Annotated in this window: 12 protein-coding genes and 1 tRNA gene; 8 read left to right on the top strand and 5 right to left on the bottom strand. The window is 74.8% G+C overall.

The features are described 5' to 3' along the window. Nucleotides 1-106: 106 nt before the first annotated feature. A complete protein-coding gene (locus tag FSY66_RS02505; protein ID WP_260853386.1) occupies nucleotides 107-1,096 on the bottom strand; it encodes an aldo/keto reductase in 990 nt (329 codons plus the stop codon). A 200-nt stretch (nucleotides 1,097-1,296) separates the two neighbouring features. Here FSY66_RS02505 and FSY66_RS02500 point away from each other — a divergent pair, with 200 nt between their 5' ends. Next, nucleotides 1,297-1,863 (top strand): DUF488 domain-containing protein, encoded by a 567-nt coding sequence (locus FSY66_RS02500; RefSeq protein WP_144790983.1) that lies wholly within the window; start codon nucleotides 1,297-1,299, stop codon nucleotides 1,861-1,863. 29 nt (nucleotides 1,864-1,892) lie between these two features. Here the strand turns inward: FSY66_RS02500 and FSY66_RS02495 are convergent, their stop codons facing one another. From FSY66_RS02495 to upp, 3 genes are all read right to left on the bottom strand, one after another. Further along, nucleotides 1,893-2,435, bottom strand: a complete 543-nt coding sequence (locus tag FSY66_RS02495; RefSeq protein ID WP_144790981.1) for a SixA phosphatase family protein — start codon at nucleotides 2,433-2,435, stop codon at nucleotides 1,893-1,895. A gap of 40 nt (nucleotides 2,436-2,475) precedes the next feature. After that, on the bottom strand, nucleotides 2,476-3,276 hold the full coding sequence (locus tag FSY66_RS02490) for a winged helix-turn-helix domain-containing protein (RefSeq protein WP_144790979.1): 801 nt from the start codon (nucleotides 3,274-3,276) through the stop codon (nucleotides 2,476-2,478). A 496-nt stretch (nucleotides 3,277-3,772) separates the two neighbouring features. Next, nucleotides 3,773-4,408 carry a uracil phosphoribosyltransferase gene (gene upp / locus FSY66_RS02485; protein ID WP_144790977.1) on the bottom strand — a complete coding sequence of 212 codons (636 nt, stop codon included), beginning with the start codon at nucleotides 4,406-4,408 and terminating at the stop codon, nucleotides 3,773-3,775. Nucleotides 4,409-4,483: 75 nt separating this feature from the next. Between upp and tadA the strand changes: the two genes are divergently transcribed. The 7 genes from tadA (at nucleotide 4,484) to FSY66_RS02450 (ending at nucleotide 15,719) form a co-directional block, all read left to right on the top strand. Beyond that, a complete protein-coding gene (gene tadA, locus FSY66_RS02480; RefSeq protein WP_396350871.1) occupies nucleotides 4,484-4,963 on the top strand; it encodes a tRNA adenosine(34) deaminase TadA in 480 nt (159 codons plus the stop codon). 62 nt (nucleotides 4,964-5,025) lie between these two features. Next, nucleotides 5,026-5,112: transfer RNA gene (locus FSY66_RS02475), tRNA-Ser, on the top strand. 159 nt (nucleotides 5,113-5,271) lie between these two features. Then, on the top strand, nucleotides 5,272-5,604 hold the full coding sequence (locus tag FSY66_RS02470) for a 2Fe-2S iron-sulfur cluster-binding protein (protein ID WP_144790975.1): 333 nt from the start codon (nucleotides 5,272-5,274) through the stop codon (nucleotides 5,602-5,604). 142 nt (nucleotides 5,605-5,746) lie between these two features. After that, the gene (locus FSY66_RS02465; RefSeq protein ID WP_260853385.1) at nucleotides 5,747-8,638 is read left to right on the top strand and encodes an FAD-binding and (Fe-S)-binding domain-containing protein; all 2,892 of its coding nucleotides are present in this window, start codon (nucleotides 5,747-5,749) and stop codon (nucleotides 8,636-8,638) included. 149 nt (nucleotides 8,639-8,787) lie between these two features. Continuing rightward, on the top strand, nucleotides 8,788-9,858 hold the full coding sequence (locus FSY66_RS02460; protein WP_144790971.1) for a DUF4232 domain-containing protein: 1,071 nt from the start codon (nucleotides 8,788-8,790) through the stop codon (nucleotides 9,856-9,858). Beyond that, on the top strand, nucleotides 9,851-14,839 hold the full coding sequence (locus FSY66_RS02455) for an ATP-dependent helicase (RefSeq protein ID WP_144790969.1): 4,989 nt from the start codon (nucleotides 9,851-9,853) through the stop codon (nucleotides 14,837-14,839). The genes FSY66_RS02460 and FSY66_RS02455 overlap by 8 nt, the downstream gene beginning before the upstream one ends. Then, nucleotides 14,832-15,719: a DNA-formamidopyrimidine glycosylase family protein gene (locus FSY66_RS02450; protein ID WP_144790967.1), complete on the top strand. Its 888-nt coding sequence runs from the start codon at nucleotides 14,832-14,834 to the stop codon at nucleotides 15,717-15,719. The genes FSY66_RS02455 and FSY66_RS02450 overlap by 8 nt, the downstream gene beginning before the upstream one ends. Nucleotides 15,720-15,797: 78 nt before the next feature. Here FSY66_RS02450 and idi read toward each other — a convergent pair whose 3' ends face one another. Further along, nucleotides 15,798-16,343: an isopentenyl-diphosphate Delta-isomerase gene (idi, locus tag FSY66_RS02445; protein ID WP_144790965.1), complete on the bottom strand. Its 546-nt coding sequence runs from the start codon at nucleotides 16,341-16,343 to the stop codon at nucleotides 15,798-15,800. Between the last annotated feature and the right edge of the window lie 6 nt (nucleotides 16,344-16,349).

The raw sequence follows: 16,349 nt of genomic DNA, 5'->3' as shown, positions 1-16,349 counted from the left end.
ATCGATCTCGCGGCCCGGGCTCTTCGCTGTCCGCCCTGCCCCTGACCGCGCGGCCTGCCCCGCCGCCGGATCGGATGCGGGTGCGCCGAGCCGGTGCGGCGCGGCCTCAGTAGCGAGGCTGCTCCGGGGCGGGCATCCCGTCGAGCGCGGCGACGTCCTCGTCGTCGAGCTGCAGGTCCGCAGCGCGCGCGTTCTCCCTCAGGTGCTCGAGATCCGTGGTGCCCGGGATCGTGATGACGCTGCCGCCCCGGCGCTCGGGCAGCAGGGTCCACGCGATCGCGACGGCGGCCTCGGCCGCGCCGTGCTTGCGCGCGACCTGCTCCAGCACCGGCAGGATCCGCCGATCGTTGGCGGCCCGGGCCTCCGGGGTGAAGCGGGGATTGCCGCTGCGGAAGTCGCCGTCCGAGAAGCTGCGCCCCGCCAGGCGCCCGGAGAGGTAGCCGCGACCCACCGGGGAGAAAGGGACGAACGCGGCGTCGTGGTCGCGGCACCACGTGATCACGTCGCCGGTCTCGTCGCCGTCGGAGGTCGTCCCGGAGCCGTCGGGATCGCGGGTCCACAGCGAGTACTCGGACTGGACCGCGGCCACCGGATGGATCGCCCGGGCCCGCTCCAGCTGCTCGACCGAGACCTCCGACATCCCGATCGAGCGGGCCTTGCCGGCCTGCACGATCTCGGCCATCGCGCCCCACGTGTCCTCCAGGGGCACCTCCGGGTCCAGGCGGTGGATGTAGTAGAGGTCGACGGCATCGGTGCGCAGGCGGCGCAGGCTGTCGTCGATCGCCTCGCGGAGGTGCTCGGGTCGGCCGCAGCGGCCCGTGCGCGGCGGATCCAGCTGCTCGGCGACGAGCCCCGCCTTGGAGCACAGGAAGATCTCGTCGCGCCGGTCCCTCAGGGCCGCGCCGACGAGCTCCTCGTTGGCGCCTCCGCCGTAGAGCGTCGCGGTGTCGATGAAGTCCATCCCGGCATCCACCGAGGCGCGCAGCACGTCCCGCTTCGTCCGCTCGGTCAGGCCCTGCCGGTCGTAGACCCAGCTCATGCCCATGGCCCCGAAGCCCACGGCGCCCACCTGATCGCCGGTCGCGGGGAAGCTCACCTGTCGCAGGCTCGTCCTCTTCTCGTCCGTGGGCGGACCGCCGCCGGCCGCAGCACGACGACGGCGCTCGTCGTGGGACACGCTACGTCGTGCCCGTGGCGCTGCGGGACCCAGGAGGGGGCGCGGCGCCCGCATCGGACCGGCTCAACCGCCGGCCGCCGCAGGCCCGCCGGGTCCGAGCCCGGTTCTAGGATCGAGGCATGAGCGAGGCGGGCGAGATCTGGACCATCGGGCACTGGGTGTGCGAGCAGGGCGTGTTCCTGGAGGCCCTGGACAGCGTCGGCATCCGAGCCCTCGCGGACGTGCGCGCCCAGCCCGGCTCGCGACGCAGCCCGCAGTTCGACCGGGACGCGATGCCCGGGTGGCTGGGCGAGGCCGGGATCGAGTACCACCACCTCCATCAGCTGACGGGGCGGCGGCGCCGGCAGCACGACGTCCCGCCCGAGATCAACGCGGGCTGGCAGAACCGCAGCTTCAAGAACTACGCCGATCACACCCTGACGCCGGACTACGAGAAGGGCCTGAGCGAGCTCACCGAGCTGGCGACGCGGAAGCGCACCGTGGTGATGTGCGGGGAGCCCATGCCGTGGCGCTGCCACCGCACCCTGATCGCCAACACGCTCGCCGCACGCGGCTGGACCGTCTGGCATCTGTCCACCACGGCCGAGCCGCGTCTCCACGAGCTGGGCATGTGGGGTGCGGCCGCGGAGGTCTCCGACGACGGCGTGGTCACCTACCCGCCGGAGAGCGGCGCCGCCGAGGACTGAGCCGCAGACGGCCCGGCTGCCGGGATCCCTCAGCCGCGCGGGGCGCGGAAGCGCGTCAGCCGGGCGTCGGCGCCGTCGAGCTCGGCCCAGGCGCCGCCGAGGCGGAAGACCGCGATGCCCGCGGTGGGGAAGCCCGCCGAGAGGTCCATCACCGCATCCATGTCGGAGTCCGGGGCGCTCAGGCGCATGGCGAGCTCCTGGACCGCCGGCTGATGGCAGATCACCAGGAGGCTGCGCACCCGCTCGGGGGTCGCGCAGATCTCGGCGAGGACCTCGCGGTCGGAGGCCTCGTACAGCCGATCCGACAGGCTCGCCGTGGGGGCTCGGTCCCCGAGGGCGCTCGAGACCCACGTGCAGGTCTGCCGCGTGCGCAGCGCCGACGAGCACAGGACCATCTCCGGCAGGATCCCCGACTCGAGCAGCCACCGACCCGCCTCCGGGGCCTCGGCCGTGCCCTGCCGGCCGAGCGGGCGGTCGAAGTCCTGCACCCCCCACCCGGCATCCGCCTGGGCGTGACGCATGAGGATCAGGGTCCGCTCGTCCCGGCCGCCGGCTCTGTCGGTCGTCGTCATGGCGCCATGGTCTCACGCGGCGCCCGGCCGGGCGGATCGATCAGATGGAGTACTCGGGGGCGGCCCAGACGACGACCTCGGGGTGGTCGTAGAACCGGTAGCCCTGTCCCCGGACGGTGCGCACGGTGTTGGCCAGGCGGCCCAGCTTGGAGCGCAGGCGGCGGATGTGGACGTCGATCGTGCGCTCGTTGGGGGTCTCATCGGCATCCGACCACAGGCTCGAGATCAGCTCGCTGCGCCCGACGGTGCGGCTGCCGTTCTCCACGAGGTAGTTCAGCAGCTCGAACTCCTTGTAGGTCAGGTTCAGGACCGCGCCGTCCAGCATGACCTCCCGGCGGGAGAGGTCGATCAGCACGCCTGCGGCGGCCTGCGGGGAGCGCGGCTCGCGCAGGGCCATGGGGGCCGCGGCCTCCGTGCGGGCCTCGGCGGCCGTGGGATCGCCGAGCGCGTTGCGCACGACCTGGAGGTCGCTGCCGACCGCGCCGGCCTGGGCCAGGGCCACGGCGGCGTAGCTCTCGGACTCCGGGGCGATCCGCTCGACCGCCCGGCGCAGCTGCTGGACGACCTCGACCAGCGTGGTGCCGTTGGCCGCGGCCTTGGACTCGTCGAGCCCGACGTAGAGCACGAAGCCCCGCGCCTCGGTGCTCACGCCGCCCTGCTCCTGGGGGTTGAGCCGGCGATCCGCGCGGACCTGCTGGGGTGCGCCCTCGGCCTCGTGGCCCGCGGGCCGGCGGGCCCCGCGCCGCTGCAGGGGCATCCCCTCGGCGCCGGCCGCCATCTGGGTCGCCGCCGCGGCGCGCGCCCTCTGCGAGATGTGCACATACCCGGGTGCTCCGGCCATGACTGCTCCTCATGCTCTGAAACGGCCCTGCCAGGAGCCGCTGCCGGATCGGAGGTCGATCCCGCTGCCCGCGAGCCGCCGCATCCCCACGCCGAGAGGCTCTCTCCCCTTGCTCGGCTCTGCCGCCGGAGGCTCCGGCGAGTGAGGTCGCGCACGTCATGCGAGGACCCCATACTCAGCCAGTTCCAAGCTTGATGCAAGACACATACCGCCTTCTGTCTCAGGATGCGAGATGAATAACTTGTAAACTCACCTATATGCATCTGCAATCCCGCGGAGGCCGCGATCCTCATCCGGAGCGCGACGATGCGCCCCGACCTGCCGCGACTTCCGCATCCATTACCGAGTGGTAAAACGGTTCAGAACTGACTTTGAATGTCAAGCAGTCTTGTCGCGGCCCGGCAACCGTCTCACATCATGAGAAAACCCCTCGATGCCGAGCATCGAGGGGCCGGGACGCGTCGCCGCAGGTGCGGCCGCGTTCAGCGCGGCGGGCTCAGCCGACGACGCCGTACAGGCGATCGCCAGCGTCCCCCAGACCGGGGACGATGTACGAGTTCTCGTCGAGGCCCTCGTCGACCGCCGCGAGCACCACGTGCACCTCGTCGTCGCCCAGAGCCTCCTCCATGGCCCGGATGCCCTCCGGAGCCCCGAGCACGCACAGGCAGGTGATCTCCTGCGCCCCGCGGCGGCGGAGGAAGCGGATCGCCTCGATGAGGGTGCCGCCCGTGGCGAGCATGGGATCGAGGACGTAGACCTGGCGGCCCGTGAGATCGTCGGGCAGCCGCTCGGCGTAGGTGACGATGTCCAGCGTCTCCTCGTTGCGGGCCATGCCCAGGAAGCCGACCTCCGCCGTGGGGACCAGGCGGGTCATGCCCTCGAGCATGCCCAGGCCGGCGCGCAGGATGGGCACGACCAGGGGCTGCGGAGCGCTCAGCGCCGTGCCGGCCGCCGTCGCCACGGGGGTGCGGACCTCGGTGGGCTCCACGCGGACCCCGCGGGTGGCCTCATAGGCGATCAGCGTGACGAGCTCCTCCACGAGCTGGCGGAACACCGGCGACGAGGTGCTCCGGTCGCGCAGGACGGTGAGCTTGTGGGAGACCAGGGGGTGGTCGAGGACTGTGACGCGCATGGCGCAAAATTAGCATCGGCGGCCGACACAGAGGACGCCCCGGCAGGTGCGCGGCACCGGGAAGGACGGTGGATCGTGGCACTGCCCCCCATGGAGCTCGCACGCCGGCACGAGGCGTGGATGCGCCTGGCCCTCGAGACGGCCCGGGAGGCCCCCGCCACGGGCGACGTGCCGATCGGGGCCGTCGTCGTGGGCCCGGGCGGAGCCGTCGTCGGCCGCGGGCGCAACGAGCGGGAGGCGACCGGGGACCCCACCGCCCACGCCGAGGTCCTGGCGCTGCGCGAGGCCGCCGCGGCCCTGGGCCGCCGGCGCCTGGACGACTGCACCCTGGTGGTCACCCTCGAGCCGTGCGCGATGTGCGCCGGCGCCGCCGTGCTGGCCCGCATCCCCCGCATCGTGCTCGGCGCGTGGGATCCGAAGGCCGGGGCGTGCGGCTCGGTCATGGACGTGGTGCGCCACCCGCAGCTCAATCACTGGACCGAGGTGCACGGGCAGGTGCTCGCCGACGAGTGCTCGGCCCTGCTGACGGGATTCTTCCGCCCGCTGCGAGGGTGATCCGAGGCTGCCGGTCACCCCGATTTTGCGTCCCGGCCACCCGTCGCTATGCTTTTGTCCTTGGTGGCGTGTCCGAGCGGCCGAAGGTGCATCACTCGAAATGATGTTTGGTGTAAAAGCCAACGAGGGTTCAAATCCCTCCGCCACCGCGCAGAGCCGAAGGGCCCTGCTTCCCCGGGAGACCGGGGAAGCAGGGCCCTTCGGCCGTCTCCGGGCACGTGCGGCGGAGTCGTCGGGGGCCGCGCCTAGACTGGGCGGGCAGTCCCCGAGACCGACCCGCGGCCCGTCGTGCCGCCAGGAGAAGAGCCGTGAGCAGCATCACCGTGAACGTGACCGACCGCGAGGGCGTCCGCACCGAGGGCGTCGAGTGGAAGTCCCACGAGTCCCTGATGGAGGCGCTGACGCGCCACAAGTTCCCCATCCTCGCCACGTGCGGCGGCAACGCGTCGTGCTCGACGTGCCACAGCTACCTCGACGGGGCGTTCGCGGCCTCGCAGGAGAACTCCCCGATCGGCGACGAGGAGGAGGACCTGCTCGACATGCTCGACGACACCCGCCACGAGGACTCCCGCCTGACCTGCCAGGTCGAGTGGTCGGAGGACCTCCAGGGCGCCGAGATCACCATCGCCCCGGAGTGGTGACCCGCACCGGAGCATGACCGCCCGCGGGCCTGTGGCGCGATCGCACGGCGATCGCGCCACAGGCGCATCCGCCTTGCGGGCACCCCGGAGGGCAGCGCACGACGAGCGCGTCCTCGCCGCATCCCACGATGGAGCCGATCCCGTGACCACCGCCGCCGAGCACCGGACCAGCCGCGCAGAGGCCCTGCTGCGCGAAGACCTCACGACCCGGGCCGCCTACGTCTCCGACGCCTCGATCTACCGCCGGCTCCCGGCCGCGGTCGCCGAGCCCCGCACGGTCGACGAGATCCGCGACCTGCTCGCGCTGGCGCACGAGCGCGGCTGGTCCGTGGTCAGCCGCGGCGGCGGCACGTCGGTGGCCGGCAACGCCATCGGCGACGGGCTCGTGATCGACACGTCGCGGCACTTCGATCGAGTGCTGTCCATCGACCCGGAGGCCGGGACCGCGGACATCGAGCCCGGGGTGATCTGCGACGACCTGCGCGCGGCGGCCGCCGAGCACGGCCTCACCTACGGCCCCGACCCCTCCACTCACGCCCGCTGCACCGTGGGCGGCATGGTCGGCAACAACGCCTGCGGCTCCCACTCGGTGGCCTGGGGGACGGCGGCCGAGAACCTGGTGGCGGTGACGGTCATGCTCGCCGACGGGCGCGAGGTCGAGCTGCGCGCCGGCGGCACGTCCGAGCCGGCCCTGACCCGCGCGCTGAGCGCCATCCGCGACGAGCACCGGGCCCTCCTGCGCACCGAGCTCGGGCAGTTCCCGCGCCAGGTCTCCGGCTACGGGCTGCACTATCTCCTCGAGGAGAACGGCGTCGACGTCGCCAAGGCCTTCGCCGGGACGGAGGGCACGTGCGGGATCATCACGCGGCTGACCGTGAAGCTCGTGCGCAAGCCCGCGGCCACCGCCCTGGCGGTGCTCGGCTTCGAGGACGCGATCGCCGCCGCCCATGCCGCCCCGGCCCTGCGGGTCCGCGACGTGACGACCGTCGAGGGCATGGGCGGCGACCTGCTCGACGCGCTGCGCTCCCGTCCCGGCGAGGAGACCGCCGGCTCCGAGCTGCCGCCCGGCGGCGGCTGGCTGTACTGCGAGGTCGGCGGCGAGACCGTCGAGGCAGCGCAGGCCCGCGCCCAGGAGCTCGCCGGGATCGTGGCGGCCTCGGGGCGGGCGACGGTGCAGGACGGCATCGTCGTCGTGGACCCGGAGCTGACCCGGCGGCTGTGGCGGATCCGGGAGGCCTCGGCGGGCATCGTGACCCGCCTGCCCGACGGCGGCGAGGCCTGGCCGGGCTGGGAGGACTCCGCCGTGCCCGCCGAGCACCTCGGCGACTACCTGCGCGATCTCTACGCCCTGCTCGACGAGCTCGGGCTGCGCGGCATCCCGTTCGGGCACTTCGGCGAGGGCTGCGTGCACATCCGCATCTCGTTCGACTTCGCGACCGAGGAGGGGGTGGCCCGCTACCGCGAGTTCATCGAGCGCGCGTCGCGCCTCGTGCGGCGCTACGGCGGCTCGGTCTCCGGCGAGCACGGCGACGGACGCGCGCGCTCCGAGCTGCTCGGGATCATCTACTCCCCCGAGGCCCTGCGGGCGTTCGCGCAGTTCAAGCGCGCGTTCGACCCGGACGGCTTCTTCAACCCCGGCGTGCTCGTGGACCCCGAGCCGATCGACCGCGGCATCCGGCCCGGCCCCGGCGCCCGGACCTTCGACCTCCGACCCGTGCACGCCTTCAGCCGCGACGGCGGCTCGTTCGCCGGGGCGGTCAACCGCTGCGTCGGCGTGGGCGCCTGCCGCTCGGACGCCGGGGCCATGTGCCCGTCGTTCCAGGCCACCCGCGACGAGGTGCACTCGACCCGCGGGCGCATGCGCTCGCTGGCCGAGATGCTGCGCGGCGAGCACCTCCGGGACGGCTGGCAGGCGCAGGAGACCCTCGAGGCGCTCGACGGCTGCCTGTCCTGCAAAGCCTGCGTCGCGGAGTGCCCGGTCAACGTGGACGTGGCGACCTACAAGTCGGAGTTCCTGCACCACCACTACGGCGAGGGCCTGCGCAGCTTCGTGGGCCGGCGCCGCCGCCCCATGGCGCATCTGACCATGGGCTGGCTTCCCGTGCTCGCGCGGCTGATGAACATCGCCCCGGGGATGCCGAGCCTGGTCAATGCGGCCATGCGGGTGCGGCCGCTGCAGAAGGCGGTCATGCGCCTGGGCGGCGTCGAGACCCGGCGGGACATGATCCGCTTCGCCGACCGCCCGCTCACGCGCTGGTTCGCCCAGCGCCCCGGCGAGGACCCGGACGGGCGCCCGTCGGTGGTGCTGTGGCCGGACTCCTGGACGAACTTCATGGCCGACGGCCCCGGCAGAGCCGCCGTCGAGGTCCTGGAGGCCATGGGCTACCGGGTCCTGATGCCCGCCGGCGACGTCTGCTGCGGCCTGACCTGGCACTCGACCGGCCAGCTCGAGACCCTGAAGCGCGAGGTCACCCGCACGCTGGGGGTCATGGAGCCCCTGCTCGAGGCGGGGTATCCCGTGATCGGGCTCGAGCCGTCCTGCACCGTGATGCTCCAGGACGAGATCACCGAGCTGCTGCCGGACGACCCCCGGGCGCGCACGCTCGCGCAGCGCACCGTCACGCTCGGGCAGTTCGCGGCAGCCCACCTGGCGGAGGGCGGCCCGTGGCCGTTCGCGACGCCGAGCGACGACGAGGCACCGCGCGAAGCCGTCTGCCAGGTGCACTGCCATCAGAAGTCGATGATCGGCTACGACGCCGAGCTCGCCGTGCTGGAGCGCCTGGGCGTGGACGCGGAGGTCGTGGGCGGCGGCTGCTGCGGGCTGGCCGGCAACTACGGCTTCGAGCCCGGGCATCTGGAGGTCTCCCGGGCGCTGGGCGAGCGCGAGCTGTTCCCCCGGATCCGCGCGGCCGGCGACGACCCGCTCGTGGTGGCCGACGGCTTCTCCTGCCGCACCCAGATCCGCGAGGGCACCGACGCCGAGGGCAGGACCCTGGCGGAGATCATGCGCTCGGCGCTGCCCGAGGATCGCTGAGCACGACGCGGACGCGAGGTCTCGGTCCCATCACGTCCGCGCGCCCTGGCGGCCACCCGACGCTGTGCTGTCGGACCCCGTCCTACGATGATCCTGGAGGCCCGGACCACCGTCGGCTCGGACCCGCGACACCTCGCCAGGAGGCCCTCATGTCGTTGCGCACCCGCTCCCTCGCGCTGAGCGCGCTGTCCCTCACCGCCCTGCTCGCTCTGAGCGCCTGCGGCTCCGGGGACGGCCAGGACCCCGCGGACGACGCCGCAGCGAGCTCGGACTCCGCGTCGTCGGCGTCCGCCTCCCCGGAGTCCGCGTCCCAGGAGCCCACGGGCTCGGAGTCCGCCGGATCGTCGTCCTCCGAGCCCTCGGCCGACGACGCGGCGAGCACCGGCTCGGACGCCCCTGATGCCGAGGCCTCCGCGGCCGCAGGCGGCGATCCCTCCGGGCAGACCGGAGGCGACGGGCAGCCCGCCGCCGAGGCACCGGCCGCCGAGGCACCGGCCGCAGGGGCCCCGGAGGCCGCGGAGACCCGGCAGGACGCAGGATCCGGGGCAGCGGAGCCCGGTGCGGCCCCTGGGCCCGCCGCACCCCCCGCTCAGGCTCCCGCCGATGCCGCGCCGGCGGCGGCAGCTCCCGGCGCGTCCGATGCCGGGTCCGCGGACGCCGCGGCCCCGGGGCAGAGCTCGGCGCCGGCAGCCTCGGATCCGGCCGCGGGCCGGGCCGAGGCCCGGCCCGGCGCTCCGAGCGCCGTCCAGGAGATGGCGCCCCCCGCAGGAACCGCCGGCGCCGCCGCTCCCGCCGCCCCGGCGGCCGGCCCCGCTGTCTGCGATGCGGCCTCGCTGAGCGGCTCGCTGGTGCCCTCGAGCGCCGGGATGGGCTCGACGTACTACGACCTGGTCCTGACGAACACGGGCACCCGGCCGTGCGTGCTCGCCGGGTACCCGGGCGTCTCCTACCTCGACGCCTCGGGGCAGCCCATCGGGGTCCCCGCGGCGCACGCGCCGGGGGTCGGATCCCCCATGACCGTGGCGCCGGGGCAGTCGGCCTCCGCCGGCCTGCGGGAGACCGGCGCGACGGGCCACGGTCAGGTCTGCAACCCGCACGAGGCCGCCGCGCTGCTCGTCCACCCGCCCGAGAGCACCGAGGCGCTGACCATCGCCCACCCCGCCCAGGCCTGCGGCAACCCCAAGATCAGCCAGCTCGCCGTGAAGGGCTTCGGTGCCTGACCCGGTCGACGACTCGGTCCTCGACGCGTTCTCCCCGGCGGCCCGCACGTGGTTCACCGGGGCGTTCACGGCCCCCACGGCAGCGCAGGAGGGCGCGTGGCGGGCCATCGCCGGGGGCGAGCACGCCCTGGTCGTCGCGCCCACGGGCTCCGGGAAGACGCTGGCGGCCTTCCTGTGGGCCATCGACCGGCTGATGTCCCAGGGACCCGGCGCGGGATCCGACGGCCCGGCCCCCCCGGCATCGGCAGCGAGACCTGGGCAGGCATCGGCATCGTCGGATGACCGCCCCGGGCCCGACCTGCGGAAGAAGGCCGCGGCCTCGTCCCGGAGCGGCCGGACCCGTGTCCTCTACATCTCGCCGCTCAAGGCGCTGGGCGTGGACGTCGAGCGCAATCTGCGCTCCCCGCTGATCGGCATCGCCCAGACGGCGCGGCGCATGGGGCTCGAGCCCCCGGAGGTCTCCACCGGCGTGCGCTCCGGGGACACCCCCCAGGCGGTGCGCCGGGCCCTGCTCGCCTCACCCCCGGACATCCTGATCACCACGCCCGAGTCGCTGTACCTGATGCTGACCTCCAAGGCGCGGGAGAGCCTGCGCGGCGTGGAGACCGTCATCCTCGACGAGGTCCACGCGGTGGCCGGGACCAAGCGCGGAGCGCATCTGTCGGTGTCCCTGGAGCGCCTCGACGACCTGCTCGAGCGCCCCGCCCAGCGCATCGGGCTGTCCGCGACCGTCGAGCCGGTCGAGACCGTGACCCGGTTCCTCGGCGGGCGGGAGCCCGTGGCCGTCGTGCGCCCGGAGTCCGCCAAGCGCTGGGACCTGGAGGTCAGCGTGCCCCTCCCGGACATGACCGTGCTGGGCGGTCCGGCGGCCTCGAGCTCCCTGCTGGAATCGGACCGCGACCCGGAGGAGCCGGCGAACGCGGCCTCGATCTGGCCGCACGTCGAGGAGCGGGTGGTCGACCTGGTCGAGGCGCACCGCTCCACGATCGTCTTCGCCAACTCCCGCGGCCTCGCGGAGAAGCTCACCGCCCGGCTCAACGAGATCCACGCGTTCCGGCTCGAGCACGCCGCGGCCCCGGCTCCCGACGGCGCGGGCCCGGACGCCGCCGGCGGGGGGTCCCCGGCGGCGCCCGCTCAGCCCAGCGGCATCGACCGGCAGCACAACCGGTACGAGGGCGCCGCGCCCCTTCTGGCCCGGGCCCACCACGGCTCCGTCTCCAAGGACCAGCGCTCGCTGATCGAGGAGGACCTCAAGAGCGGGACGCTGCGCTGCGTCGTGGCCACGAGCTCGCTCGAGCTCGGGATCGACATGGGGCACGTCGACCTCGTGGTGCAGATCGAGTCGCCCCCGTCGGCGGCCTCGGGCCTGCAGCGCGTGGGCCGGGCGGGCCACCAGGTGGGCGAGGTCTCGATCGGGCGGATGTTCCCCAAGCACCGCGGCGACCTGCTGGATGCCGCGGTCACGGTCGAGCAGATGCTCGCCGGCCGGGTCGAGCCCCTGCACATCCCGTCGAACCCGCTGGACGTCCTGGCCCAGCAGACCGTGGCCGTGTGCGCGACGGAGACGGTGCCGGTCGAGGACTGGTGGGACACCGTGCGCCGCAGCGCGCCCTTCCTGGGCCTGCCGCGCAGCGCGTTCGAGTCCGTGCTGGATCTGGTCTCGGGGCGCTACCCGTCGGACGAGTTCGCGGAGCTGCGCCCCCGGGTGGTCTGGGACCGCGAGGAGGGGACCCTCGCCGGCCGTCCCGGTGCCCAGCGCCTGGCCGTGACCTCCGGGGGCACGATCCCGGACCGCGGCCTGTTCCCCGTCCACCTGGCCGGGCAGGCCGAGGACTCCTCCCCCAAGCGCGTGGGCGAGCTCGACGAGGAGATGGTCTACGAATCGCGCACCGGCGACGTCATCGCCCTGGGGGCCTCGTCGTGGCGCATCTCCGAGATCACGCACGACCGCGTGCTCGTCACCCCCGCCCCGGGCCAGGCCGGCAAGCTGCCGTTCTGGCACGGCGACGGCATCGGGCGCCCGGTCGAGCTCGGGCGGGCGCAGGGGAGGTTCCTGCGCGAGGCCTCCGGCGCCCCCGAGGCCGAGCTGCGCTCCCGGCTGGCCGCCGACGGCCTGGACGAGTGGGCGCAGGACAACCTGCACCGGTACCTCGTGGAGATGCGCGAGGCCGTCGGGCACGTCCCGTCGGACCGCACGCTGGTCGTCGAGCGCTTCCACGACGAGCTCGGCGACTGGCGCGTGGTCCTGCACTCCCCCTACGGGCTGCCGGTGCACGCCCCGTGGGCCCTGGCGGTCGGGGCGCGGATCGAGGAGCGCTGGGGCCTGGACGGCTCCGCCCAGGCCTCCGACGACGGGATCGTGCTGCGCATCCCCGCCTCCGACGACCAGCCCCCGGGGGCGGAGCTCTTCCTCTTCGATCCGGAGGAGCTCGAGCAGATCGTGACCGAGCGCGTGGGCTCCTCCGCGCTGTTCGCCTCCCGCTTCCGCGAGTGCGCGGCCCGCGCGCTGCTGCTGCCGCGCCGGGATCCGGGACGCCGCACGCCGCTGTGGCAGCAGCGTCAGCGCTCCGCGCAGCTGCTCGACGTGGCCCGCAAGCACCCGCAGTTCCCGATCGTGCTGGAGACCGTGCGCGAGTGCCTCCAGGACGTCTACGACCTCCCCGCGCTGCAGGAGCTGCACCGGCAGATCGAGCGCCGCAGCCTGCGGGTGGTCGAGGTCACCACCGAGACGCCGTCGCCCTTCGCCCGCACCCTGCTGTTCGGCTACCTGGGGCAGTTCATCTACGAGGGCGACTCCCCGCTGGCCGAGCGCAAGGCCGCGATCCTCTCGCTGGACACGACGCTGCTCTCCGAGCTGCTGGGCCGGGCGCAGCTGCGCGAGCTGCTCGACCCCGAGGTCATCGCCCGCACCGAGGCGCAGCTGCAGCACCTGGCTCCGAGCCGCCGCCTCAAGGGGCGCGAGGGCCTCGCGGACCTGCTGCGGCTGCTGGGGCCGCTGGGGGTCGACGAGGCCGCCGCCCGCCTGCGGCCGCAGGAGGCGACCGGGCCCGCCGGGGAGGATGCCGACGAACCCCGCGTGGATCCGGGGACCGCGGCGACCTGGGCGGAGGAGCTCGTCCGGGACCGCCGGGCCTTCTGGATCCGCCGCGACGGGGCCGATGTGCTTGCCGGGGTCGAGGACGCGGCCAGGCTGCGCGACGCCGTGGGCGCCCCGATCCCGCACGGGGTCCCGGTCGTCTTCCTGGACCCGGTCGAGCACCCCGTCGAGGACCTGGTCTCGCGCTTCGCCAGGACCCACGGGCCCTTCACCGTGCAGGAGGCCTCCCGCGCCACCGGCCTGGGCCCGGCGGTCGTGGCGGGCGCCCTCGAGCGCCTGGCGGCCGACCGGCGCGTGGTCGAGGGCGAGTTCCGCCCGGAGGCCGCCGACGGAGAGGCCCCGGCCGGGCCGCGCTCCGAGTGGTGCGACAAGGACGTCCTGCATCGCATCCGCCGCCGGTCCCTGGCCGCGCTGCGCCAGCAGGTCGAGCCGGTGGCCCCCGAGGTCTACGCCCGGTTCCTGCCGTCGTGGCAGTCGGCCGGACCGGGCAGCCGGCTGCGGGGCGCCGACGGGCTGCTCACCGTCGTGGATCAGCTCGCCGGGCTGGCCGTGCCCGCCTCGGCCCTCGAGCCGCTCGTGCTGCGCCAGCGGATCGAGGACTACCGCCCCGCGCTGCTCGACGAGCTGCTGGCCTCCGGGGAGGTCCTCTGGTCCGGGGCGGGCTCCCTGGCCGGCGACGACGGCTGGATCAGCCTCCACCTGGCCGAGTCCCAGGAGCTGTCCCTGCCCCCGCGCGCCGATCTGCGGGCCAGGGCCGCCGGCGTGGACGACGCCGTGCAGGCCGCCCTGCTCTCGGTCATGGGCGACGGCGGCGCGCGCTTCGGCCACCAGTTGCGCACTGCCGTGCTCGAGCAGAACAACCGTTCGGGCATCACCGGCCTCGACACGCCGACCCTCACGCGGGCCCTGTGGGAGCTCGTCTGGGCGGGGCTCATCACCAACGACACCTTCGCCCCCATCCGCTCCCTCGTCGCGGGCGGGGCTGCCGCGCATCGGCAGAAGCCCCGCACGCCCCGGGGCCGCTCGGCCGGGCGCCGAGGCGCAGCCCGTCTGCGGGCCCGCGACGCCGCCCTGTCCGCTCACTCCCGGGGCGCAGGCCGCACCGCGACCCCCGGGGTGGCGACCACCGGCGCGGACGATCCCGCCGCCCTGTCGGGGCGGTGGTCGCGGCTGGATCCCGAGCCGCTCGAGCCCGCGCTCCGGGCCACCGCCTCGGCCGAGCTGCTGCTGGACCGCTACGGGGTGGTGACCCGCGGCGCGGTCGAGGCCGAGGACGTCCCCGGCGGGTTCTCCGGCGTCTACAAGGTGCTGGCGGCCGTCGAGGACGCCGGTCATGCGCGGCGCGGCTACTTCATCGAGGGCCTGGGAGCCGCGCAGTTCGCGCAGTCGGGGACCGTGGATCGGCTGCGCAGCTTCGCCGACGACGAGCAGGCGCGCACCGCGCCGCGCGACCCCGCGGTCATGGCGCTGGCCGCCACGGATCCTGCCAACCCCTATGGCGCTGCCCTGCCCTGGCCCGACCTCGCGGCAGCCTCGGAGGCGGGGGCTCCCGCCGCCGAGCACCCCGGGCCGGCGGCGAGTCGGCATCGACCAGGCAGGCGAGCCGGCGCGATCGTCGGCCTCGTGGACGGGGCCCCGGTGCTGTACCTCGAGCGCGGCGGGCGCACCGCGCTCGTCTTCGACGACGACGCCGATCGCCTGCGGATGCTCGGCCCCGCGATCGCCGAGGTCGTGCGGGCCGGGGCGGCCGAGCGGCTCACGGTCGAGAAGGCCAACGGCCGTCCCGTCCTCGGCCACGGCGCGCTCGAGACCGCCGTGCGCGAGGCGCTGGTGGCCGCGGGATTCTCCACCACCCCCAAGGGCCTGAGGATACGCCGTGCCTGAGGGCGACTCCGTCTTCCGCGCGGCCGCGGCCCTGCATCGGGCCCTGGCCGGGCAGTCGCTGACCCGCACCGACCTCCGGGTCCCCGCCCTGGCCGCCGTCGATCTGTCGGGGCGCCGCGTCGAGGGGTCGGTCTCGCGCGGCAAGCACCTGCTGCTTCGGCTGGGCCCCGATCCGCGCACCGGCTCGGAGCCCGTGACGCTGCACTCGCACCTGGGGATGGAGGGGCGCTGGGAGCTGACGGAGCTCGGCGGCGGACCCGCCGGCGACGGGGCTCCGAGCGGAAGGGGCGCCAGGCGCTCCAGCCCGCCGCATGCCGTCCGCGCCGTGCTGGAGACGGCCGCGCATCGGGCCGTCGGGCACTCGGTCCAGCAGCTCGCGCTGGTGCCCACACCCCGCGAGGACCGGCTGGTGGGGCATCTGGGCCCCGATCTGCTCGACCCGCAGTGGTCCCCCGGGCATCTGGACGAGGCCCTGCGGCGGCTGCTCGAACGGCCCGGTCGCCCCGTCGCCGCGGCGCTCATGGATCAGACCTGCCTGGCCGGCATCGGCAGCATCTACCGCTGCGAGCTGCTGTTCCGGCACCGCCTGGCCCCGCAGACGCCCGTGGGCTCGGTGCCGGATCCGGCAGCCGTCGTCGAGGATGCCCGCGACCTGCTGGTGCGCAACCGCGATCGGGGCCCGCGCATCACCACGGGCGATCCGCGCCCCGGGCGCCGGCTGTGGGTCTACGGTCGCGAGCACCGGCCGTGCCGGCGCTGCGGAACGGCCATCGTGAGGCGGACCTGGGACGACGCCGTCGGCGAGCGCGATCCCCGCAGCGGGCTGCCCGCGCCCGCCCGGCAGCGGCCCCTCTTCCGGTGCCCGCGCTGCCAGCGCTGAGGACCCCGGCGGCGCTCGGGACCGGGCGGTCGGCGGATCGGGCGCGCGTCGGGACCCGCCGCGGCTCGTCGTCGCGCGTCAGCAGCCCAGCGCCGTGCGCAGCCGCGGCTGCGCGAGCTCCTCGACCAGCCACGGGCTGAGCAGCTGCGGCACCGCCTCGGCCGCCCGCACCAGGTCGGCAGGCCTCACCCATGCCAGGTCCATGACCTCGTCGGGCCGCGGCGCCGGACGCGAGACCGCGCGGGCCGTCCACACCGGGCAGAACTCGTTCTCCACGACGCCCGAGGCATCCGCGGCCCGGTAGGCGAAATCGGGGACGACCTCCTGCAGCTCGGCCAGCTCCAGGCCGAGCTCCTGATCGGCGCGGCGGCGGACGGCCCGGCTCATCTCCTCCCCCGGGCCCGGATGGCCGCAGAACGCATTCGTCCACACCCCGGGCCAGGTCCGCTTGCCGAGGGCCCGGCGGGTGAGCAGCGTCCGCCCGTCGTCGTCCAGGACCCAGCACGAGAAGGCCAGGTGCAGCGGAGTCCGCTCGTGGTGGACCGCGGACTTGAGCTCGCTCCCGATCGGTGTGCGGTCCTCGTCGAGCAGCACGACGTGCTCCGGGTGCGGGGAGGCGGTCATGGCGGT

Origin of the sequence: Kocuria palustris, assembly GCF_007666205.1 — a bacterium.
Taxonomy (GTDB): domain Bacteria; phylum Actinomycetota; class Actinomycetes; order Actinomycetales; family Micrococcaceae; genus Kocuria; species Kocuria palustris_A.
Note: the sequence above shows the minus strand (reverse complement) of the source record. Positions and strands in the feature narration are given on the sequence as shown.